The sequence below is a fragment of the Lewinella sp. JB7 genome (genome assembly GCF_024297185.1).
Classification (GTDB): Bacteria; Bacteroidota; Bacteroidia; order Chitinophagales; family Saprospiraceae; genus Neolewinella.
In genome coordinates this window covers 355,037-380,972 of sequence record NZ_JANCTD010000003.1, presented here as the reverse complement: position 1 = coordinate 380,972, position 25,936 = coordinate 355,037, and the positions used below count along the sequence as shown (strand labels likewise).

Sequence of the window (25,936 nt, the reverse complement as noted above, 5' to 3'; positions counted from 1 at the left end):
CTATACCGCATCCTTTCCCTCTTACTACTGCTGTCCTCCTGCCAGAACATGCAACAAACCGACCTTTCCAGCGCCCCCGAGCCTAGCCAGGACGACATTGATTTTCTCGGCATCACCGACCCGGAACACCTCAGCGCGGCCAGTAAACGTGCCCTACAGTGGCCGAAGGAGGGTCGTAGCAACGAATGGTTCCTGGAGTATAAAACCATGGACCTGAAGGGCGATCTCGCCTACGAGGAGGGGGTGGTGCGCCGCGACCCCAGCGCGGTGATCAAGGTCGGGGATACTTACTACGTGTGGTACTCCCGCAGTACCGGACCGACGCAGGGATTCGGGGGAGACATCGATAAGGAGAAGGTCTTCCCCTGGGATCGCTGCGACATCTGGTACGCCACCAGTAAGGACGGCTGGACCTGGGAGGAGCAGGGAATGGCCGTCGGTCGCGGTGAGCCCGGAGCTTACGATGATCGCTCCGTGTTCACGGTCGAATGCTTGCCCTACGACGGGAAATATTACCTCACCTACCAAACCGTAAAGTCGCCCTACACTGTACGCGTAAAGAATCAGGTCGGCCTGGCCTGGTCGGATAGCCCCGACGGACCGTGGACCAAGTTGGAGGAGCCGATCCTGAGTCCGGCCGACAACGGCATCTGGAAGGGGGAGGAGCAGAATCGCTTTGCCGTGGAAAAAAAGGGAGACTTCGATAGCCACAAGGTGCACGATCCGTGCCTGATGGCGTACAACGGCAAATTTTACCTCTACTACAAGGGTGAACAGATGGGGGAGGCCATCACCTTCGGCGGTCGCCAAATTCGGCACGGCGTGGCCATCGCTGACGATCCGCTGGGGCCCTACGTTAAGTCGCCCTACAACCCCATCAGCAACAGCGGCCACGAAATTTGCGTCTGGCACTACAACGGTGGAATCGCTTCCCTGATCACCACCGACGGCTTCGAAAAGAATACGATTCAGTGGGCACCCGACGGGATCAACTTCGAGATCATGAGCGCCATACCCGGAGCTCCCCACGCCATCGGACTGGTCCGCTCCAACCAGAGTGAGGAGGATCCCCTGAAGATCATGGAGTGGGGCCTGACTCACCAGTACGCAAACGGGGATTACCAGTACATCCGTCGCTTCGAGGGTCGGCGGAAGGAACAGCACGTAGCCAAGGGGGAAGCCAGAAGATAGAACGCATGCGATGGATACTGCACTACGTACTGATCGCGGTACTTTTCCCGGTTGGCACGGCCGGAGCCCAGGATTGGTCAGGCATCCCGGTACCGGCCGTCGCCGGACCCGGCAAGGAATGGGCGCTTATCCAGACGCTCTCCGATAGCTTCCACTACCGGGGCAAGGGACGGCGGTTCACGAAACGTTGGCGGGATACCTACTTTAATTCCTGGAACGGGCCGGGGCTCACGGAATGGGACGCGGGGCACTCGGACGTGGCGGATGGCCATCTGATCATCAGGGCCTCCCGTAAGGAGGGCACCGAAAGGGTGTACTGCGGCGTGATTACTTCCCGAGCCCCCGTTTCCTATCCCATCTTCATCGAAGCGAGCATAAAGGTCAGCAATCAGGTGCTCTCTTCCAACCTGTGGTTGCTGAGCGAGGATGACCGGCGGGAACTGGACATTCTGGAAATTTACGGCGGTGACCGTCCCAATCAACACTACTTCGCTACCCACGCCTCCAACAACCACCACATCTTCGTACGGGACGCGGACAACCACATCCTAGAAAATTGGAACGATCAATCCCACCACGCGCTGGCCGGGAAGGTACCTTACCGCAAGGATTTTCACCGGTTCGGAGCTTACTGGATCGACCCCTGGAAGGTAGACTTTTACATCGACGGCCAACTCGTGCGCCGGCTCAGGCTGACACCACAGGATGATCCCGAAGGAGTAGGGCTCGATCGGGCCATGTACCTCATCATCGATACGGAAGACCACGCCTGGCGCTCGGACAAGGGAATCGTAGCCACGGACGCGGAACTGGCGGACGATAAGAACAACGTGATGCTCGTGGACTGGATCAGGGCTTACCGGCCACGGGAGTAGCGTCCGGAGCTACTCAGGCCTCGGCATCTTCGCGCTTCTTGCGCATATACTCGCTCGGCACGATGCCGAACTGCTGCTTGAAGCACTTGGAGAAGTAGGAGGCCGTATTGAATCCGGTCATGAACATCACCTCCTTCACCGAGTAGTTGCTGTCTTCCAGCAACTGTACGGCCCGTTTCAGGCGAATGGTGCGGACGAATTCACTACTGGACTGCCCGGTCAGTGCTTTGAGTTTAAGGTAAAGTTTGCTGCGGGATACGCTCATTTCGCGGACGAGCTGCTCGACCGAAAACTCGGTATTCGACATGTTTTCCTCCACGATGTCCATGGCTTGCTGCAAAAACTCTTCGTCGGCGTTGGTGACGGTCACTTCCTTCGGCGAGGTGATCACCTCCTGGCGGAAGCGCGCGCGCAGGGCTTCCCGGAAATTGACGATGTTGATGATCTGTTGCCGCAGCAGTTCCAGGTTGAAGGGTTTGGTCACGTAACCGTCCGCGCCATACCCCAGGCCCTCGGCCACGCTCTCTTCGGTATCCTTGGCCGTCAGCATGATCACGGGAATATGACTGGTACGGGGATCGTTTTTCAGGGCTTCCAGTACCTGCATACCGTCGACTTCCGGCATCATGATGTCGGAGATCACGATGTCGGGCAGTGAAGTTTTGGCCAGTTCGATGCCGGCCGCGCCACCGTCGGCCGCGATAACCCGAAAATCGCTGGCGAAACCCTGGCGGATGAAATTGCGCAGATCGCTGTTGTCGTCGATGTAAAGCAGTAAAGGACTTTCTTCTTCAGCATCGTTACCACGGCGAGCGGCAGGTAATTTGTTCAACTGCAGACTGTTAAGTTCTTCCTCCGGCAGATTCTCGTCGGGCATGAAATAGTCTACCGGATCGGACTGGGGTACGTAGCTGGTGGCGGAGGATTGGGCGATCTGGCTCTTCGAGTAGTGGTTCTTATCCAGCGCCAGGCGGACGTGGAAGGTTGTCTGTTGACCCACTTCGCTCTCGGCGTTTATCAAGCCGTGGTGAAGATCTACCAGGGTTTTAGTGAAGGCCAGGCCGATGCCGGCACCCTCCCGGTTTTGCAAACCTTCGGTCGTGGATTTATAGAAGCGATCGAAGATGCGTCTCAGTTGCCGGCGGGGAATGCCGGGGCCGGTGTTCATTACGCTGATGCAGACGGCGCCGTAGGTATCCAGGTGGGTTTTAAAGTGGCGATCGTTGGCGTTCGATTTGCGAATTGTCAGGCGAACCTCACCGCCGGAAGGGGTGAACTTGAAGGCATTGGAGAGTAGATTGAAGAGGATTTTCTCCAGTACGTCCGGATCGAACCAGGTGGTAATCGGCGACTCTTCCGCCCGAATGGAGTAGGTGACGTTCTTCTTGGTTGCCAAAAATTCAAAGGGAGCGGTAGCCTCGTCGACGAAGCTCACAATATCCGATTTCCGGACCTGTAAGGGCATTTGACCCTGGTCGAGCCGGCGGAAATCGAGTAGCTGATCCACGAGTCGCAGCAGGTACTTCGAATTTTTGTACATCAAATGGTAGAACTGATCGCGCCGCAGGGGGGGTATATTTTCCCCGTTTTGGATCAGCGATTCCAGGGGACTGGTGATGAGCGTGAGGGGGGTGCGGAATTCATGACTGATGTTGGTAAAGAATTGGAGCTTCAACTGATTAAGCTCCTCGGTCTTCTCCTGGCTGACTCGTTTGATGAGCAGGCGGTTCTTCTCCTCCGCGTCAATGATGGAATACCGGCGCACGGCGTACATCATGGCCAGGAAGCCCAGTCCGTAAAGGACGAAGGCATACCAGGTGGCGTAAAAGGGGGGGGCGATCGATACCGCGATTGCGGCCGGTGTCTCGTTCCAAACCCCGTCGCTGTTCGCGGCTTTCACCTCGAATACGTAGTCGTCGTAGGGCAGGTTGGTATAAGTGGCCATCCGCTGATCCGCGTTCGTGTGGATCCAGTCGTCGTCGAACCCCCGTAAGCGGTAGGCAAAGCTGTTCTTGCCCGGAGAGGCGAAGTGGAGGCCGGCGAACTTGAAGGAAATGCTGTTCTGGCGGTAGGTAAGGTCCAGACGATCCGTGTGGGATATACTCTGTTCGAGTACGACCCGGCCGTTCACCGTATCCATAATGCCTACCGTCTCGTTACCGATGTTCAACTCCGTGATGATGGGCTTTGCCGGAACGGTGTTTGCCTTGATGATGGCCGGATCGAACAGGTTCAGTCCGTTAACTCCGCCGAATATGAGGGTTCCGTCTTGCTGGCGTACCGCCGCCAGTTCCTGGAATTCGTTACTCTGCAGTCCGTCGCTGTAATCGAAGTGGACGAGATCGCCCGTGGGAGGCGTATACCGAGTGATCCCCATGTTGGAGGAAAACCACAACTGACCGTCACCGTCCTCCAGGATGGCTTTGATCACCCCGCTCCGGAGGCCATCCCGCTCATCGACGTGCTCGAAGTGATCGGCCCTGCCCTCGGAGGCGGGCACGTATCGATTCAGGCCACCCCCGAAGGTTCCGACCCAGATGGAGCCATTACTGGCTTCGAAGAGGGGAAGAACGTAATTGTGGCTCAGGGTCAAGGTATCGCCCGGCACGTTCCGGTATACCCGAAAGGATGGATCGTCCAGATGGAGGGAGTCGGCACTGATGCGCGCGAGCCCGTCCGCGGTACCGATCCACAAGTTACCCGCCCGATCCTCCAGCAGACTGCGGATGATGTCGCTCGGCAGCCCCCCCGTGCCCGGTTCACTACGGAAAGTGGTCTTGTCGTAGGTCCCGTCGTCGCGGGGAACCCACCGGTGGAGACCACCGGCGTAAGTGCCTAACCATACGGTGCCGTCGTTTGACTCGAGGAGGGAAAAGACGGCCCGGTTCATACTCCTGATGGGCCGGGCCACGTAGGGAGTGGTGCGCAGGTCGATCTCGAACAGTCCCGGCCCGGAATCACTGCCGAGCAACATACGATGACCGGCCCTATTGTCCACTTCCAGAATACTGTACACCCGGCCCGGCGGACTGATGGTTCGGAACCGGGCTTCGGCGCCGGCCTGGAGTTGTTGCTCACTGTAGTTCAATCCTCCACCGACGGTGCCTACCCATACCCCGCCACTCTTGTCCTGATAAAGCGCCCGCACTCCGTTATTGGATAAACTGTGGTCTTCATCAATGCGCTGAATTTGGAAAAACCGTTTGCCCCGGGGATCGAATTTATTGACCCCCCCACCAAAGGTGCCGATCCAGAGCATACCGGAGTGATCCAAATAAACCGCGGTGATATTGTCGTTGCTCAGGCTCCGGCGATCGGCGGTAACGTGAACGAAAGACATCTCGGCGCGGGGGGCGTCCCCGAAGCGACCTACTACCAGGCCGCGTAAACCCTGGGTGGTGCCCACCCACAGGTGATCGGTCGCGGGATCCAGGATCATGGAGGTTACGTTGTAGTCCTCCGCCTTCACGAAATCCGTGCTTCCCGGAGACCGCACCTGATAGAATAAGCCGAGGTTGCCGCCGACGATCATTTGTCCGTCCCTCGATTGAACGATGTCGTTGATACTCAGGTGTCGGTCATCCTGAGTGGGAAGACTGTAGCGAACGAACTGAACCCCTCCGTTTGGCGATTCGACCATTTTGTAGAGCCCATGCTCGGTGCCGAGCCAGATGCCCCCGTCGCGGTCTTCGAAGATCTTTTCGATCCGCGATCCCAGTCCGTTGATTTGGTAGTTGGTGAACGCCGGTGGGCCATCGATCGTATCGTTCAGATCAAGGATGCTTACGCCCTTATCCGTTCCCACCAGCAGGCGGTTGCGACTGTCGGTAAGTAGTGACTGTACCGTATTGCTCACCAAAGAATGCGGGCGGCCGTCTTCCGGACCGTAGTATTCGAAGGTCGCCGACCGGGGATCAAAGCGGTTCAGTCCCGTACCCGTAGTTCCGATCCAGATGCTGCCCTGTTGGTCGCTGGTGAGGGCAAAGATCAGCAGACCGCTGAGCGTACTCGATCGATTGGGGTCGGGCTTATAGCTGACGACATCGTAGCCGTCGTAGCGGTTCAGCCCATCGAAGGTGCCGAACCATAGATACCCCTGCTCATCCTGGTGAATGGCGTTAACGTGATTTTCCGTTAGTCCGTTTTCGCTGGTGAGGTGATCGAAGTAGCCCGGTGCCTGCTGGGCGTGCAGGCGGCACGTAAGCCAGATTACTAGAATGCCGAAACGGATTACGGTCGCCATATCGTGGATTGAGGGGGCGGTGCTGCCGAAGGGGGGAAGGGCTGAATCCCCGTACGGACCGCCGGAAATGGAATTGGTAATGATACCCAATTTCTGACGGCGGTGGGAAGACAGGGGGGCTGGGGGAGGGAATAAACCCAAATCCTACCAATTGCGAATCATACGTTATAGGCCACCGTACCTAGGACGTGAACTTGTTCCGGTTGATGCCCAGTTTGTTCATCTTCGACATGAGGGTCCGACCGTTGAGGTCGAGCAGTTCGGCGGCTCCTCCGGGACCGGTAACCTTGCCATTGGTCCGCTTGAGGGCGGCAATGATGTACTGCTTCTGCATCGCCTCGAAAGGAATGATCTTATCGCCGGACAGGACCTGGCTTTCGCCGTTGCGATCCGGACGGCGCAGGGCACGCAGGCTGGCGCTGAGGTTGAGGGTGGAAGACTGGGAAGTAATCACGGCCCGTTCGACCAGGTTGATCAACTCGCGGACGTTGCCCGGAAAGTCGTAGGCCATCAGCTGTTCCATATCCCGGGGATTGATGTGGGTGATGTTGCGCCCCATCCGGTCGGAGTACACTTTGGTGAAGTGCTTGATGAGTACCGGAATGTCTTCCCGACGCTCGCGCAGGGGGAGGTTATGGATCGGGAACACGTTGAGGCGGTAAAACAGGTCCTCGCGAAATTTGCCCTCACTGATCATCTGCTCCAGATCCCGGTTGGTAGCCGCGACGACGCGAACGTCAACGTTGATGGATTCGGTAGATCCGATGCGTTGGATTTCCCCCTCCTGCAGCACCCGCAATAGCTTAGCCTGCATATCCAGGGGTAATTCGCCGATCTCGTCGAGGAAGATGGTACCCGCATCCGCCAGTTCGAACTTCCCTTTCTTCTGCATGTGTGCCCCCGTGAAGGCCCCCCTTTCGTGGCCGAAGAGCTCACTCTCGATCAGGTTTTCCGGCAGGGCGGCGCAGTTTACACTGATCAGGGGCTTGCGGCTACGACCGCTGAATTTGTGAATGGACTGCGCGAGAAGTTCCTTACCGGTTCCGGTCTCGCCGGTGACCAGTACGGTCGCGTCGGTATCCGAGACCTGGGCGATCTGGGCCAGGGTTTCCTGGTATTTACGGGATACCGTAATGATGGGCCCACTGGTATTGACCTGCTCGATCTGTTCCCGCAGGGTCTCGTTTTCGCTCTGGAGCTGCTTCGTCAGTTCGTCCACCCGGCGCTTGGTCTTTTCCAGTTTCCGCCGGTTAAGTTGCTGGGTGGTGACATCCCGGCAAATAAGACAAAGAAAGCTCTGGGCCCCGGCTTCCACCTGGGCGAAACGGATATTCAGCGTTCGGTCGTCACCGCTGGTCGTGGAGAACAGGTATTCGGTAGCCGGGCGATTGCGGTTGTCGATGCGTTCCTGACGGACGTCCGCGAGGTTCGGAATGGACAGGTCGGGCATCACTTCCGAGATGTGTAGGCCCTCAATGGTACGACTAGTTTTACGGCGGAGCTTTTTGCGCGCAGCCTCGTTGAGCAGCACGATCTCTCCGGCGCTGTTGAGCCAGACCACCCATTCCTGCAGTACGTCGAGCGTAGTGGAATAAAGCTGAACGTTTTCGGTGTCCTCGGATTGTTGGCTCAGATCACGCGTAACCACGAGTACGTATTCCTTCGTTTCCCGTTGGTAGTGGTACAGCCGGGAGTGGGAGGGAACGGGACTGCCGTCTTTACGAAAAGTGTTGGTTTGTGTTTCTACGTACCGCTCCTCGCGTACCCGCCGGTAGATGTGCGACGCTTCCTCGTGGCCTAGTCCGGAGAGCTGGGAGACGGCCAGCCCGTGAAGTTGATCCCGGGAATAACCGGTCATCTCCACCGCCCTTCCGTTGGCATAAATTACCCTCCGGTCTTCGGAGGAAATGATGTACACGGCGTCCGGATGACGGTCGACGGCCAACTGAAGCAATTCCTCGTGCACGGTGCGATCCTCGATCACCTGTTTGGCGGCATCCTCCAGACAGAGGGTGCCGTACACCTTATAAACTTCCAGCTCGTTTTCTACCGAGCGCGCCCGCACGATGAAGTTCGTGGGGGCCGTTTTCCGGTCGAGGGTGGGCGTGCGGAGCGAGAGCACGGAATCCACCTTGCAGGCCGAACGGCGTAGGTCCTTATACGTTGCGCGAATGCCTTCGTAAGCCTCCTCTACCAGGTAGGACTGAATTATAGAGAGGAACTCGGAAGCGCCATAAAAGACCCGATCCTCGGAGAGAGCCAACCACTCGCGTATCAGCGGCGACAGAAACACCTGATTGGTCGCCAGATTGACTTCCCAGGCTCCGATCTTGCCGTCCGTCTGCACCGCCTCCAGCAGGTCGGCGTCCCGCTTGCCGCCTTCCGTCGACCGGAAGATGACGATACACAGTTCGGGGTCGACGCTGTAGATATCGAAGCCGGCCCGCCCCTTGATGCTGAACAGCTTGCCGTCGCGGTTGACGAATTCCGTATCGAGTCGCTCGCTCTGGTTCTCCTGCAACCGGTTCCAGAACTTCTTCCACCCCATCATGCTGAAGTGGGGGTTGATCTCAAAATAGCTGGCCTTCAGGAGCGCGTTGCGGGTGTACCCGAGAATGCTGGCCGCGCTCTCGTTGCCGTACTGGACCCGGCCCGTTACGTCAACCCACAAGACGCCCTCGGTTACGAGATCGAAGGCATCCTGGTGGATTTGCAGTAGTGCGTCAACGGGTGGAGCGTTATCAGCCAAGGTCATCAATGATCAGCAGTACTTGAGATGTGAGCTCCGTGAAGATACTCAGAAACCCACACAATTCTCTAACTAAGGAAAAAGGCCCCGTAAACGTATTACGGGGCCTTCGTGTTCGGGGGGGCGGTAAAGTACTAAGGTGTAATTACGCCGTTATTGTCCATGTCGTGGGAATTGTCCACCACGCCGGCCCATTCCTGGTAGCCCTCTTCCGCGTCGGCTGGACGGGGACCGATAAGCTCTTCCAGGTCCTTGCGGCTCAGTACTTCCTTTTCGAGAAGTGCTTCCGCCAGCTTGTTCACCTCGGAACGCTTGGCCTGCAAAAGTTTCTTGGCGCGCTCGTACTGGCCCTGGAGCAAGGCCCTCACCTGATCGTCGATCAGGGTAGCCGTGTCGTCGGAGTAGGGACGCTGATAGACATCGCGGCTCATTCCGTAAAAGCTGACCTGACCTACCTCGGGGTTCATTCCGTAGACGGTGATCATGTCGTAGCCCATCTTAGTAACCTTGTCAAGGTCATTCTGCGCTCCGGTACTGATCTGGTTGAAGACCACCTCTTCGGCGGCGCGGCCTCCGAAGGTCATGCACATCATATCGAGCATCTGTTCCGTGCGGGTGATGTACTGTTCCTTCGGGAGGTACTGGGCGTACCCGAGGGCGGCGACCCCGCGGGGTACGATGGTCACTTTCACCAGGGGCATGGCGTGTTCCAGGTACCAACCACAGATCGCGTGACCGGCTTCGTGGTAAGCGATGATCTTCTTCTCGTCGGGCGAGATGAGCTTGTTCTTCTTCTCCAGGCCACCGATCACTTTGTCGAGAGCATAGTTGAAATCGTCCAGTCCGATGCTGTCCTGGTTGCGCCGCGCGGCGATGAGGGCGGCTTCGTTACAGATGTTGGCGATCTCCGCACCGGCAAAGCCCGGCGTCATTTCGGCCAGTACATCGGCCGTAACCGTTTCGTTGGTTTTGATCGTCTTGAGGTGAACCTTGAAGATGGCTTCGCGGCCCTTGAGATCCGGGCGGTCGATGCCGATCTGCCGGTCGAAGCGACCGGGACGTAGCAGCGCTGAATCGAGTACGTCGGGGCGGTTGGTGGCGGCCATGAGAATGACGCCCTTATCGGTGCTGAAGCCGTCCATTTCGACCAGCAGCTGGTTGAGAGTATTCTCACGCTCATCGTTGCCGCCCTGCATATTGGCGCGGCCACGGGCCCGACCGATGGCATCGATCTCGTCGATGAAGATGATACAGGGGGCTTTTTCCCGGGCCTGCTTGAAGAGGTCCCGTACCCGGGAGGCGCCTACCCCGACGAACATCTCGACAAAGTCGGAGCCTGACATGGTGAAGAAAGGCACGCCGGCTTCACCGGCGACCGCCTTGGCCAGCAGCGTTTTGCCGGTGCCGGGAGGGCCTACGAGGAGTACACCCTTGGGGATCTTTCCGCCCAGTGCGGTGTATTTTTTGGGATTCTTCAGAAAGTCAACCACTTCCATGACCTCTTCCTTGGCCTCGTCGAGGCCGGCAACGTCGGCGAAAGTGATGTTTACCTTACTGTTCTGATCGAACAGCGTGGCCTTTGACTTGCCGATGTTGAAGATCTGGCCACCGGGACCGCCGCCGCCGCTGCCGAGTCGGCGCATGAGAATGATCCAGATGAAGGCGATCACGGCCAGGGGAAGGAGCCACTGCAGGGCATTGCCCAGGTAATCCGTCCGTTTTTCCGCGTCGACGCGGACGCGGTCGGCGAAGGGCACGTCGAGTTCTTCGTAGGCGGCGTTGACGAAGTTATTGAACGAAGTGGGGTCCGTGACCTCCAGGTAGTAGTCGTAGCGAGCACCGCCCATTCCTTCGGGAGCGGCGTCCTTGTACTGGGTCTCGGATTTTTTCTCTTCCTTGATGAAGATCTCGGCCCGGTCGTTGTTGACCAGCTTGATGCTCTCGATGGCCTCGTCCTTGATCATGGAATTGAGGCGATTAAGATCGATCTCGCTGGAAGCACCGGTACCCCAGTTGGTCAGCACGAGGGCCAGGAGGACTACGGACATGATCGCATAAATCCAGTAGCTCTGGAACTTAGGACCACCGGAACCCTCGGGGTTGGAATTCTGATTGTTTGTGCTCATATCTTTAGGCTAACGTGCGGACCGGCTTTTCGTTGGCTGACTACACATATTTTGGCGGAAGGCCTCTACAGGCTCTCGAATTCTGTCGCGACTCCGTCGCTCCACAGATCCTCGATCTGGTAAAAGGCCCGGGTCTCGGGGTAAAATACGTGGACGACCGTATCGAAGAAATCCAGGCAGACCCAATTGGCCGGTCGGGAACCGGTCGTATTCTTGGTGTACTCACCCAGTTCCTGCTTCATGCGCTTCTGCACGTTTTCCGCGATGGCCCGAACCTGAGTGGTGGATTCCCCCTCGCAGATGAAGAAGAACTCCGCTGGGCGATCGTCCAGCTTCCGCAGATCGAGGCGGACGATGTTCTTACCTTTGATGTCCCGGATGCTGTCCAGGATGACGTCGAGCCGCTGTTCCATCTTCGGACTGACGGCCGTACGCGCGGCTTTGGTGGATGTATTCAAATCGACATTTTAGGATTATGAAGGTAGCAAATACCATTCCGGGAAGAATAGTGTAAAACAAACAATTTGCTTATTCCTAAAGTTGCCCGCCACTTTGCGCGGGTTGCCTCCACCAATTCGGCCATGCTACAGGCCCTGGCGGCGGGAGAAGGGCTGGCCGACGGCGCGGTCTTCACCACCGACGAGCAATTCGCGGGCCGGGGCCAGGGAAGTAATTTCTGGCACGCGACGCCGGGCGACAATCTGACCCTCAGCGTCCTGCTGCGGCCTGACCATCTGTCAGTCGACCGGCTCTTCGTGCTTACCGAATTCATCTCCATCGCGGTTGCCGATACCGTGCGCCGGTTCCTTCCCGCCGATTTAGGCACCACTGTTCGCACCAAATGGCCCAACGACATCTACGTGGGTGACCGGAAGATCGCCGGCATCCTCATCCAGAACGGCCTGCGCGGTAGCACGGTGCAGTGGTCCGTGGCCGGCATCGGCCTGAACGTCAACGAGATGGCCTTTCCGCCGGTACTGAACACGACGGCCACCTCCCTGCGGCAACTCACCGGGGGAGTGCTGGACCTGGAGCGGGTGCGGGACACTCTTTTCTCGCTGCTGCGGGAGGGATATTCACTCACGCTTCCGGGGCGGCAGGCGTTGCTGTCGGCTACCTACCTGCGGGGACTGTACCGCCTGGGGCAGTGGTCCCGGTTCCGGAATACCGACACGGAGGAGGATTTCGCGGGCTACATTACCGGGGTATCGCGGGAGGGTAGGCTGGAGCTGACGCTGGCCGACGGCTTGTCACGAGCATTCGATCTGCGGGCCCTGCGCATGCTTATTTCTCCCCCGTGAGTTCCAGGTTCTGATCGATTCCCCGCTCCAGCGGACTTACGCCTTTTTCCATCCATGCCGGCAGGGGCGCACCCAGTAGGTAGTAGTCGAAGAATTGACTCATACGGGTCTGGAAGTCGGCCCGGTTCGGTGCCTTGACGGGCCAGTGGGGCTCGCCCCGGTAATTGAGGAACCAGGCGGGCTTCCCCAGTCGGCGAAGGGCCGTGAACCACTCGATCCCCTGGTACCAGGGCACGGCGCCGTCCTCGTCGTTGTGCAGGATCAGGACCGGCGTATTGACCTTATCGGTCGTGAAGATGGGGGAGTTCTCCAGGTAGCGCAGCGGATACTGCCACGGGCTTCCTCCGATCCGGCTCTGGGTACGCTCATACTGGAATTGCCGGCTCAGGCCGCTGCCCCAACGGATGCCCCCGTAGGCCGAAAACATGTTCACAACGGGCGCGCCCGACTCGATGGCGGCGAAGAGGTCCGTTTTAGTGGCCAGATAGGCCGCTTGGTAGCCCCCCCAACTGTGCCCCTGCAGGCCGATGCGTTGCTTGTCGATGTACCCTTCCATCAGCAGGCTACTTACGCCGCTCATCACGCAGTTGTAGGCGCTTTCGCCGGGGTAACCCTCCCGGTAGATGACGTCCGGATTAAAGATTACGTAGCCGCGGCTCGAGTAGTGCGGGTAGTTGATGGAGGATCGGCCGGGTACGGGCGTCCGGTGGCGGTAAAGACCCTCGCTGCTGCGTTCGTAGAAATTGACCAACAGGGGGTACTGCTTGGTGGAGTCGAAGCCGGCGGGTTTGATCAGTAGACCCCGGAGCTCCCGCCCCTCGTGGTCGATCCAGCGGTATTCTTCCGCCGTACCCCAGTTGTAGTCCGACTGCTGTGGGTTCGCCGCGGAGATTACCGTGCCCGTTTTCGTCAGGGCGTCGGTCAGGCGCAAGTCGGGAAAATCCGTGTAGCTCTCCCGGGTATACAGGTAGCGTTCCGCCAGTCGGGCCTTGCTGAAATTGTCGTAGACGTACGGGCCGGTCGCCAGTTGACTGATCTGGCCGTCGGGTTTCAGCAGGGCGAATCCTCCGTGGTAGTCCGCGTCGCGTTGGGTCACCAGCACCATGGTTTCGTCTACGGCATCCCGTTCCTTGTCCAGATCGTAGTAGCGGTACTCGATGCCGGCTTCGCGCCCGCGGGTGAGGCGCTCGGCGTCGCCCTCCCGGTCGGGGTGAATGCGCCACAAATCGTAACGGTCGTAAATGATGATGCCTTTATCGTCTTCCAACCAGCCGGCCACGCCGTAGGGGGAGGGATCATTAGGCTGATCGTTGCGCTCGTCGTAGAAGATGCCCAGTTCGCGCGAGGTAATGGTGTTCAGTTCGTTGTCTTCCACGTCGAAGGTGCGGTAGACCGAGTCCACGGGATTGTACCAACTGATGTATTTCCCGGTGGGCGACCAGCTGAAGTAACCCGATTCCCCCGACACCGCCGACGTGCGCTTTCCGTTGGTCAGGTCGACGACGACGATGTCCCGGGCCGCCGGTCCGCCTTCCCACATAGTCTGCTTGGTGTAGGGGCTGTCGTTGTAGAGCATCACGTAGCGGCCGCGGTTATCCCGGGGCTGACTGCTTTCCGGAAATTCCGGCGTGGCGAGCTGCAAAAACTCGTCCGCTCCGGTGCGGTACATGGCCAGGTAAGTGAATTTCCGGTCCTGTTCCAGATTGTTGTTCTGCTGGGTGTAGAGCAGCGGATCTTCGGTGGTCCATACCTCTACGTCCGCCATTTCGCTGGCAATGGCGCTGCTGTCGAGTTCCGGGCGGCGGGGGGTGGTACCGAAGAAAAGGTACTTGCCGTCCTCGCTGAATTCCGGCCGCCGGTCGTCGCTGATGCGGTAACCCTTGGGCAGCCAGCTCATGTCACGACCCGTCACCATGTAGGCCGAGTCACTTCCGCTCGACCAGTAATGCAGGTGGAAGGGCGGCTGCTTGCCTTCGGCATCCTTCTCGGAACTGAGGAAGGCGACCTGCTTACCGTCATAACTGATGTTCAGCCCGCTGAACTTAGCCGGCCCGCTGCTGAGCGTCTGCCACTCCACTTCGCTGGGGTCGATGCGCAGCACGCCGTCGGTCCAGGTGCTGTCCTTGGCCGTCCGACGGGCCACGACGATGGGCTGATCCCGCGCCACCCGGTACTCCATCACACCCTCCAGGTAAAAGCTGTCCTGGTTGCTGAACTTGCGCACCAGCAGGCGACTGGCATCCTTGTCGAGGTCCTTGCGCAGGCTGTCGGCGAGCAGCGATTTAGTGGTGTAGGCGTACACGTCGGCCGAGCGCTCGCTGATCTTAAAGTCGTAGACGTTGGGGAAGCGGCGGGGCGTGTCGGACTGCAGATCCCAGACCAGGAGGGTGTCGAGCTGCTTTAACTCCTTGGTCTTTTCCCGGCGCTTGTATTCCAGGACGGTATCGCGGGTGGGTTTGACCAGGCCGATCAGGTACTTCCCATCGTAGGAAAAGGTCGCGTCTTCCAGCCGGGGGAAGCGCCATTCGCGCTGGTCGGTCGTCCGGTATACGATCGCTTCGGCGTCGCCCACGTCGGGGGTCAGGGTATAGAGGACGTGGCTGCCGTCGGCGCTGATGCGTTCTCCCCGGATCTGTTTCCAGGCCTGCATATCGGCCACTTCGATGGCTTTTTGGGCGGGGACGCAGGTGCAATAAAGGAGCAGAAGAGCTAGAGTAGCCAGGTATCTCACGGGGGGCGGTTTAGGGTAAGCCGTAAATATACGCGAGCCGAATGGGAGTCTGACCCACCGAACTATCTTTACGCGCATGCCCCCTGACGCACTCTACCTCGGTCTCGATCTCGGCACGACCTCCGCTAAAATTTGCGCCTTCACCAAGGAAGGAACCCTGATCGACGAACGCAGTGGCGACTACCCCCTCCGCCACCCCTCGCCGGGCGCGGCCGTCCAGGACGCCCGGACGATCCTGGACGTAGCCGAATCCCTGCTCACCGATCTGGTGGCTTCCCTCACCCGGCCGGTGGCCGGGCTGGGCATCAGTTGCCCCATGCACGGCGTACTGCTGCTCGATGCACGGGGGGAACCGACCGGGCCCATCGTTACCTGGGCGGATGTCCGGCCCCAGCAGGTAATGGGTGATTTTTCTCCGCTCCTGCGTTCCCGCCTCCTCAAAAGAACGGGCACGCCGGTGCATCCGATGTCGCCGCTGGTTAAACTGCGGTGGATGACCCTCCACCAGCCGGAGCTTCTGAAGGGCGGGGTGTACCTGGCCGACCTCAAATCGTTCCTCGTCGATCAGTGGACGACGAACGGCCCGGTGCTCGACGAACAACTCGCCAGTGCCACCGGAATGCTCGATCTGGACACCCGGACCTGGGATGAGGAAGCCCTGCGCCTGGCGGGCGGAGACGAGCCCCTCGAGCTTAAACTCCCCCGCGTTGTACCCGGGGATACCCGACTCCAGTGGCGCCCCGACGTAGGTAAGCGCCTCGGGGTGACGGACATCCCCCTGATCATCGGCGGCTCCGACGGTTGCTTGGCCAATCTGGGCAGCGGCATCACGGAGCCGGGGCGGGTATCACTAACTATTGGAACTAGCGGAGCGGTGCGCGTGACCCACCGCGGACGGCCGGCCGCTACGGACCACCAGCTGTTCAACTACCTGCTCTACGATGACCTGAGGGTACTCGGCGGGGCCTCCAACAACGGGGGAAAGGTGCTCGAGTGGACTTACGAGCTGCTGCGGGGGCACTTCGCCGACATCGGGGAAATGGTGGAAGCCGCGGCGAAGGCGGAGGACTGCGACCTGAGTTTTGAGCCCTTCCTCTTCGGTGAGCGGGCCCCGATCTGGGATGCCCTGGCTACGGCGTCGCTGCGGGGACTGCGTGGTCACCACACGGCAACCGACATCGCCCGGGCCGTGCTGCTGGGCGTGACGGACAACATCGTCGAGATCCTCCGTCAGGTGGAGGAAGCAAGCTGTCCCGCGGAGGTCATTTACGCCAGCGGCGGCTTCACCCGTGCCGACGCCTGGGTGAAGCTCCTCGCTGAACGGTCGGGACGCCGCGTGGAGGTTGCCGGTACCCCCCAGGCGAGTGCGTACGGGGCCGCGCTTATGGTGCGGCGGGCGCTAAGCAAACAAGTAGAGAGCGAGTGGTGGGAGTAGCAATACGCCGTTTACCCAGGTAGCGTAGTAATCTTCCCCCCGACCGGCATGGGTGCGCCAACCAATCGCGACGCCGCTAAGGTAGCCGAGGGCCAGGGCGCTTCCCTGGACGGTTGGATAGTGGAGAAAAGAGGCCAGGGCGCAGCCGGTGAGCAGGGTAAGTCCCGTCCACCGGTTCAGACCGGGCCGACTTCCCGCCAGGGTCCGCACGCCCTGCCGCCGGTCCAGGGCCACGTCGCGGGTGTCGAAGAACAGGGCCGTAGCCAGGGTAAGCGCGAAGCGGATGCCGGTTTCGGTGAAATCGTGGTGACCGAAGCCGAGCGGGAAAATATCCGTTACCAGGGTCCAGGCCAGGGCTACCCACACCACCTTGAGGTATGCCAGGTCGCGAAGTCGCGGCCCGCCGGGATAAAGAGGAATCAGGTAGAAGGCGGTGAACGGGAGGGCCGCCAGCACCGGCAGAAAGGTGCGCAGGGGCAGGGCGGTAGCCAGTACGAGCGCCGTCATGATGCCGCCCACGCCGACCGCCAGGGAGGCCACGGGTTCCCGGGCCACCAACCGGTAGCGGCGCCCGGTGGGATGACTTCCGGCCCGGCGGTAGCTCAGCAAGCGGTGCAGCGTGTAGACGCCCAGCGTAGCGAAAAACACGAACAGGTGCCGGCGTTGGAGGCCGGTCTGTCCGGTATTCAGGTAAGTCGACTGCCAACTGAGGGCCGTGGCTGCCAGCGCAATCCAGAAGTGCCCGTAGAAGAGCCAGTTGAGCAGTGGATTACGCATGCGGGGCGGTTACACCTCGAAGTAGTGGAAGCTCATACCGTCTTCGATCTTGGTCAGGGTGCGCAGGATCAGCTCGATCACGCCCTCCACGTCATCCTTCGCCGCCATCTCTACCGTAGTGTGCATATACTTGAGGGGCAGACTGATGAGGGCCGAGGGTACGCCGCCGTTGGAGTATGCGAATGCGTCGGTGTCAGTACCCGTCACGCGGCTACTGGCCTCGCGTTGAATGTCAATTTCCCCCTCCGCGGCGGCTTCCACGATGAGTTGCAGCAACTTGTTGTGTACGGCCGGGGCGTAGGTAATACTGGGACCCTTACCGGCCTTCACGTCGCCCACCTTCTTCTTATCGAGCATCGGCGTATGGGTGTCGTGGGTCACGTCGGTAACGATGGCCACCTGGGGCTTGATGCGTTCGGCGATCATCTGGGCACCGCGCAGCCCGACCTCTTCCTGTACGGAATTGACGATGTAGAGGGAGTAGGGGAGGTCCACCTGGCGTTCGCGGAGAAGACGAGCCACCTGGGCGATGCAGTACCCGCCCATGCGATTGTCGAGGGCTCGTCCGCAGTAGTAGCGGTCGTTCATCACTTCCAGCTCGTCGGGGTAGGTGATTACACTGCCGACGTGTACGCCCATCTCGAGAACTTCCTCCTTGTCCTTGGCGCCGACGTCGATAAATATGTTTTCCAGCTTCGGCTGCAACTTGGCGTCGTCTCCACGCCGGGTATGGATGGCCGGCCAGCCGAACACCCCGCGCACGATTCCCTTGTCTCCGTGGATATTGACCCGCTTGGAGGGCGCGATGGTGTGATCGCTGCCGCCGTTGCGGACCACGTAGAGGTACCCCGCCTCCGAGATGTAGTGTACGAACCAGCTGATCTCGTCGGCGTGACCCTCGATGACCACCCGGTAATCGCGGCCGGGATTGATGACGCCGTAAGCCGTTCCGTAGGTGTCCAGACCCACCTCGTCCACGTAGGGTCGGATGTACTCCAGCCAGAGCTGCTGCCCCGAACTTTCGAAGCCGGTTGGGGAAGCGTTATTCAGGTAGCGGTGAAGGAATTTTTCGGCGTCCTCGTTCAGGATTGGCATACGCATGTAGTGTTTGTCCGTGCGGGCGAATATCGGCCCGGGCACGTAGTAAGGGGGTAAAGGAAGGAAAGAATTCGCTTGACGGGGGCGTCAGTCGGAAAATGCATCGCTCCAGGCGCGGGGGTCCTGCCGCCAGTCGGCCAGCGTCGCGGCCTCATCGTCGGTTATCGTGCCCATGCTTGCGGCTTCTTCCACCAGGGTGCCGTAGTTGGTCACGGTAGTCAGGGGGACCTCCGCGTGCTGGAAGGCCCGGTCGGCGGAGGGGAATTGGTAGGTGAAAATGGCCTGGGCCCCCGCTACGCCGCCGCCGCCGGCCCGCACGACTTCGGCGGCCTTCAGGCTGCTGCCGCCGGTGGAGATGAGGTCTTCCACGATCAGGTAACGGCGCCCGGTTTCCAGCCGACCCTCGATTTGGTTGCGGCGACCGTGTTCCTTAGCCGAGCTGCGCACGTAGATGAAGGGTAAGCCCAGACGGTCGGCAACCAGTGCCCCGTGGGGGATGCCGGCCGTGGCCACTCCGGCGATACCCTCGATGCCGTGTATGGCTCCCGCGGCCCCCGCAAGCGCGGACACCACCTCACTGCGGATGGCGGGGTAGGAAAGTAACACCCGGTTGTCGCAGTAGATCGGCGAGCGCAGGCCGCTGGCCCAGGTAAACGGGTCCTGGGGCTGTAGTTTTACGGCACCAACCTCCAGAAGGCGACGGGCAATTTGCCGGGATGTATCCATGGGTTGTAAATTTCGCGCCAATGTACGTAATCTATATTAACGACCGACCGCTGACCCTGCGCGCGGAAGGTGAAGCGGGTCAATATCCCGACCAAGCCCCCGAAACCCACCTTACGGCCCGTTATTCCGGCAAACGCAAGTCGCTTCTCAACTACGCCGACACGCTGGAAAAGGGAAGCCCGAAGGTCACCTCCATCGAACTGACCGCCCCGGACCTGGATGCGCTCTGGGCAGACTTCCGCTCGCACTACAAGTGGGTGGAGGCCGCCGGCGGCGTAGTCACCCATCGCAACAATGGCCGTCAGTTGTTCATCTACCGCCGCGGTTTCTGGGACCTGCCCAAGGGTAAGATCGACGACGGGGAGGACCGACCGGCGGCCGCCCTGCGCGAAGTGTGTGAGGAGACGGGCTTGCGGGAAGTCGAACTGGGGCGCGCGCTGCCCACTACCTACCATACCTACCGGGGGAGTAAACGCCGCATCCTGAAACCGACGTACTGGTTCGCCATGACTACCGGGCAGGAGGAGCTCGTACCGGAGACCGGTGAGGACATTCTGAGGGCCGAGTGGCGCACGGTGGCGGAGGTCCTCGGCAGCCACGACCCGATCTATGAGAACTTACGGGACCTACTGCGACAAATCGGGACGGACTGACCGGGCGCCGGCAATTTGTCTATATTTGCCGCCCACTCATGACGTCTCTATGTTCAACTTGATCCTATTTGGCCCCCCCGGCTCCGGTAAGGGTACGCAGGCCAGCTTGTTGGTGAAAAAGCACAATTTTTTACACATCAGCACCGGCGACATGTTCCGCGAGGAACTAAGCCGCAACACCCCCCTCGGGCAGGAAGCGAGATCCTACATGGACAAGGGACATCTCGTGCCCGATGAAGTGACCATCGCTATGCTCCGCAAGCGCGTGGAACAGCACCCCGACGTCACCGGCATCATCTTCGACGGCTTTCCGCGCACTGACCCCCAGGCCGCCGACCTTAACGATCTGATGCGCGAAAAGGGCGCTCGCATTAACGCCCTGATCCTGCTCGACGTCGACGCCGACACCATCGTCCAGCGCATCATCGGGCGGGCGGCAACCAGCGGCCGGGCCGACGACCTCAAGGAGGATATTATCCGTACCCGCTTCGACAATTTCGTGAACTATACAACCCCGGTTTTTGACTTCTACCACGAACTCGGCGTGGCTCACCGCGTAGACGGCCGGCGTTCCATCGCCGAAGTGGCCGAAGACATCGACGCCATCGTGGGGCCCGCCGTGGAAAATTAGCGCACACCCACCGGCAAAATCCGTTGGCTTCATTGTATGGCAAGAGCAAACTTCGTTGACTACGTAAAGATCAACCTTCAGTCCGGCAACGGTGGTGCCGGCTCCAAGCACTTCTACCGGGCCAAGGGGATTCCCAAAGGAGGGCCCGACGGCGGCGACGGCGGTCGGGGCGGACACATCATCCTGCGCGGCAACCGGAACCTGTGGACGCTGCTGCAGTTCAAGTACAAGAAGCACATTCGGGCCGGCCACGGCGAGCGGGGAAGTGAAAATAACCGCACGGGAGCTACCGGTGACGACGTCGTTCTCGACGTTCCCCTCGGTACGATCGCCCGCGATGCGGAAACGGGCGAGCAACTCTTCGAGATCACCCGGCACGACGAGGAACGTGTCATTATGGAGGGCGGCCGCGGCGGCCTGGGGAACAGCCACTTCAAATCGTCAACGAACCAGAGCCCGGACTACGCCCAGCCCGGGGAAGAGGGTGGGGAAGGTTGGTACATCCTGGAGCTGAAGGTGCTCGCCGACGTCGGGCTGGTCGGACTGCCGAACGTCGGCAAATCCACCCTGCTGTCGGTGGTCACCGCGGCAAAGCCGGAGATCGCCAACTATGAATTCACGACCATCGTGCCGAATATCGGCATGGTGCAGTACCGCGACGGCAAGTCCTTCGCCATGGCCGACATTCCCGGCATCATCGAGGATGCCCACCTCGGTCGCGGACTCGGGCACCGGTTCCTTCGCCACATCGAGCGAAACGCCACGTTGCTGTTCTGCATTCCCGCCGACGCGGACGACATCCGCGGGCAGTACCGCATCCTGCTTAACGAGCTGCGGAGCTATAACCCGGAACTGCTGGATAAGCCCCGCGTTCTGGCCCTCACCCGTGCCGATATGGTCGACGAAGAGCTCAAGCGGTTGCGGAAGGGTGAGGTGCCCGACGATTTGCCGAGTCTCTACGTCAGTGCCGTCACCGGAGAGGGCATTACCGCGCTCAAGGACCTGCTGTACGGACTCATCATCGAGCGCCGCCAGGACTACGATGGCGTGCAGTACGCCATGGAGGAAGAATAGCCCGGGCGTGTAGCGCGCTAGAGAAAGCGATCCAGATCGGCACTCAGGAGATTCTGCAGGCTCGCCGTCGCCAGGTCGCGCGCCGCTACGGCCGACAAGCCGCGTTGGAGGTACATGGCTTCGAGCCGGGCCTGTGACTGGTAGTACGTCACCCGCAGTGCCGTAAGGATTCGGGCGTGCAGCGGATCCTGGGTCGCCCATTCGTCCAGATTATTCCAAACCGAACTTTCCCAGTTCCGGGCGCTCGTCGCCTCGGCGGTGCTCAGGGCTTTCGTAGCGTTGAGGAGGCGACTCCGTTCGCTCACCAACTCCTGCCGGCGCTCGTCGTTGGCCATGCCGGCGGCCAGCTCGTCGGCGACGGTCCGGACCACGGAAATTTCCGGCCAGGACAGCGGAGTATCTTCGGTGGAGGCGGGGGCGGTTTCGGCCGCGGCCAGTAGTCGGTACTTCCGCAATTCCGTCAGGTCTTCCCAGGCTTTCCGGTAGGCACTGCGGGTACCTTCGCCGTAGTATCCGTCGATGCTACCTTCGTAGTAGCCCTTCTCCTTCAGTACGCGCTGGAGTTCGGCGGCGGAATGCCGCTTGGTCTTCACGTCGATCGCGGGTAAGCCGGCCACTTCGGCCGTCAGTCGCGTCGGGGGAGTGGGGACGACGGTCCGGGGGGGTGCGGCCGTTGCCGGCGTGGCCGAGGCGACGGCTTCTTCTCCCAGCAGTTCGGGCTCGGCGGGTGTCGGGGGTGTTTGGGTGGCGGGCGGGGGCGCGGGAGCAACGACGGCGGGGGAGTCCGGTTCGGTTACCTGGCGCAATTCAATGGGGATGAGCGGTTTTTTGATCCCCGTTTCGAAAACGCCGATCGGGATCAAGCGGGCGGGTTCGGCGGTGCGGATAAATGCGTCGGTATAGCCTAAATTCCGGATATTGCCCAGGGCCTCATTTGCGGCATCTCCATCGGGGAAGGGTCCCGCGAGCACCTTCGTTACCCCGTCCACCGCGTCCACGTACAGACTGCCGGCGCGCTCCAGGGAGCGCCAGTCCAGCGACCGTCCCTTCCCCCGCAGGGCGATCTGGACGTAGGTGGCCGCTTGCGCCGTGCTGCTGGGCAGCGCGAAGGGCGTGGCGTTGCGGAATCCGCGGGATTTCAGTTGATCGGTAACCGCCTCCGCGCGGTCGCGGGTGCTATAATTGCCGATGTAGACGTCGGTGAGCTGGCCGTCGCGCGCCTGACCGTACACGAAGCCCATTTCCCGTAGATCGACGAAGTCATCGGCCTTCACGTCCTGAAAGGTGCCGACGCGCACGTTAAAGGTTTCCTGACCGCGGAGCGGCAGGACCAGGAAGAGGACGATAAGGGTAGGTAGGAATTTTAACATGGTAGCGGTAGCTCGGTAGAAAGGAATCAGTAGTGCATACCAACGAGCGGGGAGGCCGCTTGGTATGGCCCGGTAAGGTAACGACTTCTCCTGCGTCGGGTTTGTCGCGCCTAAATAAGTTGCCCGGGAGGCTGGCGCCGGACAAGTCGAACACAACTTTCTGGGTTGGAATTCGTATTTTTAGCACGATCCCCAGCCAATGGCCCAGGTGACTAAGCCGGGGGCGAGAATACGGTATGAATAGAAAGAGCAACGACCAGCGCGAGACGGCGCTGATGGCCCTCGTGGCCAGATACGAACGGGCGGCTCAGGGAGGAGGTACCTTGTTTCTCGCGGAAGAAGAATTCGAGGAGCTACTAGTCCATTATTTTGGAGCTCACGACTACGACCAAACCCTTGAAGTAGCCGATCTGGCCATCAGCCAGTACAATTACACCCCCGACTTTTACAAGTGGAAGGCTCTGATCCACAAGATCAACCTGGAAGAGGAAGAAGCCATGGCTACCCTCGAGCAGCTGAACATCTACGCTCCCAACGACGAGGAAGTTATGATGCTCCGGCTGGAGATCTACGTTCACTTTGAACACCAGGACGCCGCCCGCGCCGCCCTCGATCAACTGTACAACATTGTCGATCAGGACGAAAAGCTCAGCCTGCTGGCTTTCTTCGACGGGCTGCTCTGTATGCAGGAGAACCGTTTCCGGGAGAGCTTCGAGGCACTGGCCGAGGCGATCCGGCTGGACCCCTACCAGGAACCGGCCTACGATGAATTGCTCAACGCGCCGGAGCTTGCCGCCATGCGCAAGAACATCGGAAAGCTGCTGAAGCGGCAGGCCGACCGCGACCCCTTCAACGACCTCACCTGGTTCTATCTGGGACTGTGGCACGATGATGGAGGTGACGATCTCGCGGCGCTGGAGGCCTTCGGCAATGCCCGTTCGCTCAACGACGGGCGGGGTACCTACGATCTGGAATACGCCGATAAGCTCTTTGACCTCGAAATGTACGAACCCGCCCTCCAGGCATACGGTGCGTACTTCGATTCGGACGAGGCCGAGGAAAGCTACGAAACCTGTATGCGCATCGGACGCAGCCACCAGATGCTGGACGACTTTGCCAACGCCAAGAAAGCATACTTCCGGGCACTGGAAATCGATCCGGAGATGTACGACATTTACCAGTACATCGCGGAGTGCTGCGTAGCGGAGGAGAAGTGGGGCGTAGCCGCCTACAACTACGGACGGGCGGTCGAGCTACCCAACCACACCGCCGACTGCTGGCTCGGGCTGGCTCTCTGCAGCTCGGCGACCAATTCTCCCCTGGAAGCCGAACAGGCCTTTCTGAAGGCTATTGAGATGGACGATCAGTTCAGCGATGCCTACGTCTCCTATGCGCTGTATCTCGTGGAACACGGCCGGGAAGCCGATGCCCTGCAGTTGCTGGCGACCGTCGCGGTCGAATACCGCGACAGCGCGCTGCTCTTCGGTACGGTCGCGATCCTCATGATCTGCAATCGCCGGCAGCAGGCCCTGACCCTGCTAAACGAAGGCCTGGCGGAGTTTTACGACGATTACGAACTGCTCTTCAACTGGCACCCGGACCTGGAACAGGACCGGGACGTGCAGGCCCTACTGCAACTTCATAAGCAGTAGGTAGACCGCCGCCCCCAGGGCCACCGCGACATTCATGGAGGTGTTCTGACCGTACATCGGAAGGTGGATGGCTGCATCACAGTGTTCCAATAGCTCCCGCGCCACGCCGCCCGCTTCGTTTCCGGCGATCAGCACCAACTCGCGATCCGGGTCAGTCACCGAATAGTCGAACAGGGAGATACTCGTATCCGTGATCTCGAGCGCCAGGACCAGGGCGCCGTTCGCGCGAGCTTCCCGAAGAAAGGCGACGGAGTTGGGCACGCTGCGGTACGCCACCCGTCTTATCGTGGAGCGCGCGGTCTTGGCAATGGACGCGTGGGGTGGGGTAGGCGTGGTTCCCCCTAGTATCAGTTGTCGAATGCCCGCTGCGTCGGCTATTCGGAATGCCGAACCGACGTTGCGTGGGTCGTCCCAGTCGGCACACAGCAGGGTAATGCCGTGGCGCCGTTCCTCATTTTTGATCTCGTGGTGACGAAGCTGTCTGATGCGTGAATAGTTAGTCGAAGTCGACAAGCTCGATGTCGAAGATCAGGTCGCTGCTCGGGCAGATATCGCCGGCCTGGTTGGCTCCGTAGGCCAGGGCGGAGGGGATGAACAGGCGAATCTTGCCGCCCCGCCCGATCTTCGGAATTCCTTGCTGCCAGCCCTGAATCAGACCGGAGAGTAAGAAGGTGCGTGGGGTACCCGTCGTCTGGTCGAAGGTGTCGCCGTTGGTCGTCATGCCCGAGTAATTCACGGTGACGTTACTGTTCGCGTCCGGCTTTTCTTCGCTGCCCTCGGTTTCGATGAGGTAGTATAACCCGGCCTCTCCTTCCGTAGCCGCGATGTTCTCTTCATCGAGATACGTCTGAATTGAGCGGTCACTGGCCAGACAATCGTCTTCCTTGTTGCAGGAGAATGCCAGCAGAACCGGCAGGATAAGCAGTAGGACGAGGCGGTTAGAGTTCATATGTTTTCATTTGGGGGAGCAAAAATAGCTAAAATGTCTGGCCACTCAGCGCACATCTCACGACCTAGCCGGGTTAAGTCCCCATAAGAATGGAAATAATTTTGTGAAAATATTTCTCACAACAAATAATTGTTCGTAATCTTGAACACATTTATATTTCCTACGGTTATTCCAATAAACGAATTAAGCGTATAAGATAAGGTGAGTGTATGTAAGCGGTCCGTCGGTTTTCCGGCGGGCCTTTTTTTTGCCGTCCACACTCCCGACTCGTTCCGCGTGCAGTATTCGTGCGGTATATCCGACTATCTTTGGCCTGTAATGGCACTCACTACCCCCGTGCGGTTTTTCCCGCTGG

General features: G+C 59.9%; 19 protein-coding genes. 8 read left to right on the top strand and 11 right to left on the bottom strand.

Features of this window, described 5'->3' with window-relative positions; translation table 11 throughout:
• Positions 1-48: 48 nt before the first annotated feature.
• On the top strand, positions 49-1,191 hold the full coding sequence (locus NMA52_RS07730) for a glycoside hydrolase family 117 protein (protein WP_371930950.1): 1,143 nt from the start codon (positions 49-51) through the stop codon (positions 1,189-1,191).
• Positions 1,192-1,196: 5 nt separating this feature from the next.
• Complete coding sequence (locus tag NMA52_RS07725) at positions 1,197-2,066, top strand: family 16 glycosylhydrolase (protein ID WP_254827086.1); 870 nt, start codon at positions 1,197-1,199, stop codon at positions 2,064-2,066.
• 13 nt (positions 2,067-2,079) lie between these two features.
• Here the strand turns inward: NMA52_RS07725 and NMA52_RS07720 are convergent, their stop codons facing one another.
• The 4 genes from NMA52_RS07720 to rsfS form a co-directional block, all read right to left on the bottom strand.
• Entirely contained in the window at positions 2,080-6,309 is a 4,230-nt protein-coding gene (locus NMA52_RS07720) for a two-component regulator propeller domain-containing protein (protein ID WP_254827085.1), read from the bottom strand.
• A 181-nt stretch (positions 6,310-6,490) separates the two neighbouring features.
• Complete coding sequence (locus NMA52_RS07715; protein ID WP_254827084.1) at positions 6,491-9,058, bottom strand: sigma 54-interacting transcriptional regulator; 2,568 nt, start codon at positions 9,056-9,058, stop codon at positions 6,491-6,493.
• Positions 9,059-9,192: 134 nt separating this feature from the next.
• Positions 9,193-11,184 (bottom strand): ATP-dependent zinc metalloprotease FtsH, encoded by a 1,992-nt coding sequence (gene ftsH / locus NMA52_RS07710; protein ID WP_254827083.1) that lies wholly within the window; start codon positions 11,182-11,184, stop codon positions 9,193-9,195.
• 65 nt (positions 11,185-11,249) lie between these two features.
• The gene (gene rsfS / locus NMA52_RS07705; RefSeq protein WP_254827082.1) at positions 11,250-11,642 is read right to left on the bottom strand and encodes a ribosome silencing factor; all 393 of its coding nucleotides are present in this window, start codon (positions 11,640-11,642) and stop codon (positions 11,250-11,252) included.
• Between the two features lie 66 nt (positions 11,643-11,708).
• Here rsfS and NMA52_RS07700 point away from each other — a divergent pair, with 66 nt between their 5' ends.
• Positions 11,709-12,485: a biotin--[acetyl-CoA-carboxylase] ligase gene (locus NMA52_RS07700; protein WP_254827081.1), complete on the top strand. Its 777-nt coding sequence runs from the start codon at positions 11,709-11,711 to the stop codon at positions 12,483-12,485.
• Here NMA52_RS07700 and NMA52_RS07695 read toward each other — a convergent pair.
• Entirely contained in the window at positions 12,469-15,216 is a 2,748-nt protein-coding gene (locus NMA52_RS07695; RefSeq protein ID WP_254827080.1) for a prolyl oligopeptidase family serine peptidase, read from the bottom strand. The genes NMA52_RS07700 and NMA52_RS07695 overlap by 17 nt on opposite strands.
• 76 nt (positions 15,217-15,292) lie before the next feature.
• Here NMA52_RS07695 and NMA52_RS07690 point away from each other — a divergent pair, with 76 nt between their 5' ends.
• Positions 15,293-16,651 (top strand): gluconokinase, encoded by a 1,359-nt coding sequence (locus NMA52_RS07690; protein ID WP_254827079.1) that lies wholly within the window; start codon positions 15,293-15,295, stop codon positions 16,649-16,651.
• Here the strand turns inward: NMA52_RS07690 and NMA52_RS07685 are convergent.
• The 3 genes from NMA52_RS07685 to pyrE form a co-directional block, all read right to left on the bottom strand.
• Positions 16,616-17,428 (bottom strand): hypothetical protein, encoded by an 813-nt coding sequence (locus NMA52_RS07685; RefSeq protein ID WP_254827078.1) that lies wholly within the window; start codon positions 17,426-17,428, stop codon positions 16,616-16,618. The genes NMA52_RS07690 and NMA52_RS07685 overlap by 36 nt on opposite strands.
• Positions 17,429-17,437: 9 nt before the next feature.
• Positions 17,438-18,523, bottom strand: coding sequence for a M42 family metallopeptidase (locus NMA52_RS07680; protein ID WP_254827077.1), 1,086 nt, complete (start codon positions 18,521-18,523; stop codon positions 17,438-17,440).
• A 90-nt stretch (positions 18,524-18,613) separates the two neighbouring features.
• Complete coding sequence (gene pyrE, locus NMA52_RS07675) at positions 18,614-19,252, bottom strand: orotate phosphoribosyltransferase (protein WP_254827076.1); 639 nt, start codon at positions 19,250-19,252, stop codon at positions 18,614-18,616.
• A 20-nt stretch (positions 19,253-19,272) separates the two neighbouring features.
• On the opposite strand from pyrE, the gene NMA52_RS07670 reads away from it, so the two are divergent.
• Genes NMA52_RS07670 through obgE form a run of 3 tightly spaced genes read left to right on the top strand, consistent with a single transcriptional unit; the run spans position 19,273 to position 21,610 of the window.
• Complete coding sequence (locus NMA52_RS07670; RefSeq protein ID WP_254827075.1) at positions 19,273-19,905, top strand: NUDIX hydrolase; 633 nt, start codon at positions 19,273-19,275, stop codon at positions 19,903-19,905.
• Positions 19,906-19,954: 49 nt separating this feature from the next.
• On the top strand, positions 19,955-20,536 hold the full coding sequence (locus NMA52_RS07665; protein ID WP_254827074.1) for an adenylate kinase: 582 nt from the start codon (positions 19,955-19,957) through the stop codon (positions 20,534-20,536).
• A 36-nt stretch (positions 20,537-20,572) separates the two neighbouring features.
• On the top strand, positions 20,573-21,610 hold the full coding sequence (gene obgE / locus NMA52_RS07660) for a GTPase ObgE (RefSeq protein ID WP_254827073.1): 1,038 nt from the start codon (positions 20,573-20,575) through the stop codon (positions 21,608-21,610).
• A gap of 17 nt (positions 21,611-21,627) precedes the next feature.
• On the opposite strand, the gene NMA52_RS07655 is transcribed toward obgE, so the two are convergent.
• Positions 21,628-22,980, bottom strand: a complete 1,353-nt coding sequence (locus NMA52_RS07655; protein WP_254827072.1) for a peptidoglycan-binding protein — start codon at positions 22,978-22,980, stop codon at positions 21,628-21,630.
• Positions 22,981-23,216: 236 nt separating this feature from the next.
• Here NMA52_RS07655 and NMA52_RS07650 point away from each other — a divergent pair, with 236 nt between their 5' ends.
• Positions 23,217-24,632, top strand: coding sequence for a lipopolysaccharide assembly protein LapB (locus NMA52_RS07650; RefSeq protein WP_254827071.1), 1,416 nt, complete (start codon positions 23,217-23,219; stop codon positions 24,630-24,632).
• Here the strand turns inward: NMA52_RS07650 and NMA52_RS07645 are convergent.
• Both NMA52_RS07645 and NMA52_RS07640 read right to left on the bottom strand, forming a co-directional pair.
• Positions 24,609-25,145 carry a TrmH family RNA methyltransferase gene (locus NMA52_RS07645; RefSeq protein ID WP_254827070.1) on the bottom strand — a complete coding sequence of 179 codons (537 nt, stop codon included), beginning with the start codon at positions 25,143-25,145 and terminating at the stop codon, positions 24,609-24,611. The two genes, NMA52_RS07650 and NMA52_RS07645, sit on opposite strands and share 24 nt — an antisense overlap.
• Positions 25,129-25,581, bottom strand: a complete 453-nt coding sequence (locus tag NMA52_RS07640; RefSeq protein ID WP_254827069.1) for an FKBP-type peptidyl-prolyl cis-trans isomerase — start codon at positions 25,579-25,581, stop codon at positions 25,129-25,131. Before NMA52_RS07640 ends, NMA52_RS07645 begins: the two co-directional genes overlap by 17 nt.
• Between the last annotated feature and the right edge of the window lie 355 nt (positions 25,582-25,936).

What these genes read in the sequence shown, in the direction of transcription:
- NMA52_RS07730 (WP_371930950.1), top strand. Translation starts at nt 49, where the DNA reads ATGCAACAAACCGACCTTTCCAGCGCCCCCGAGCCTAGCCAGGACGAC.
- NMA52_RS07725 (WP_254827086.1), top strand. Translation starts at nt 1,197, where the DNA reads ATGCGATGGATACTGCACTACGTACTGATCGCGGTACTTTTCCCGGTT.
- NMA52_RS07720 (WP_254827085.1), bottom strand. Translation starts at nt 6,309, where the DNA reads ATGGCGACCGTAATCCGTTTCGGCATTCTAGTAATCTGGCTTACGTGC.
- ftsH (WP_254827083.1), bottom strand. Translation starts at nt 11,184, where the DNA reads ATGAGCACAAACAATCAGAATTCCAACCCCGAGGGTTCCGGTGGTCCT.
- NMA52_RS07690 (WP_254827079.1), top strand. Translation starts at nt 15,293, where the DNA reads ATGCCCCCTGACGCACTCTACCTCGGTCTCGATCTCGGCACGACCTCC.
- NMA52_RS07685 (WP_254827078.1), bottom strand. Translation starts at nt 17,428, where the DNA reads ATGCGTAATCCACTGCTCAACTGGCTCTTCTACGGGCACTTCTGGATT.
- NMA52_RS07680 (WP_254827077.1), bottom strand. Translation starts at nt 18,523, where the DNA reads ATGCCAATCCTGAACGAGGACGCCGAAAAATTCCTTCACCGCTACCTG.
- pyrE (WP_254827076.1), bottom strand. Translation starts at nt 19,252, where the DNA reads ATGGATACATCCCGGCAAATTGCCCGTCGCCTTCTGGAGGTTGGTGCC.
- NMA52_RS07670 (WP_254827075.1), top strand. Translation starts at nt 19,273, where the DNA reads ATGTACGTAATCTATATTAACGACCGACCGCTGACCCTGCGCGCGGAA.
- NMA52_RS07665 (WP_254827074.1), top strand. Translation starts at nt 19,955, where the DNA reads ATGTTCAACTTGATCCTATTTGGCCCCCCCGGCTCCGGTAAGGGTACG.
- obgE (WP_254827073.1), top strand. Translation starts at nt 20,573, where the DNA reads ATGGCAAGAGCAAACTTCGTTGACTACGTAAAGATCAACCTTCAGTCC.
- NMA52_RS07655 (WP_254827072.1), bottom strand. Translation starts at nt 22,980, where the DNA reads ATGTTAAAATTCCTACCTACCCTTATCGTCCTCTTCCTGGTCCTGCCG.
- NMA52_RS07650 (WP_254827071.1), top strand. Translation starts at nt 23,217, where the DNA reads ATGAATAGAAAGAGCAACGACCAGCGCGAGACGGCGCTGATGGCCCTC.
- NMA52_RS07640 (WP_254827069.1), bottom strand. Translation starts at nt 25,581, where the DNA reads ATGAACTCTAACCGCCTCGTCCTACTGCTTATCCTGCCGGTTCTGCTG.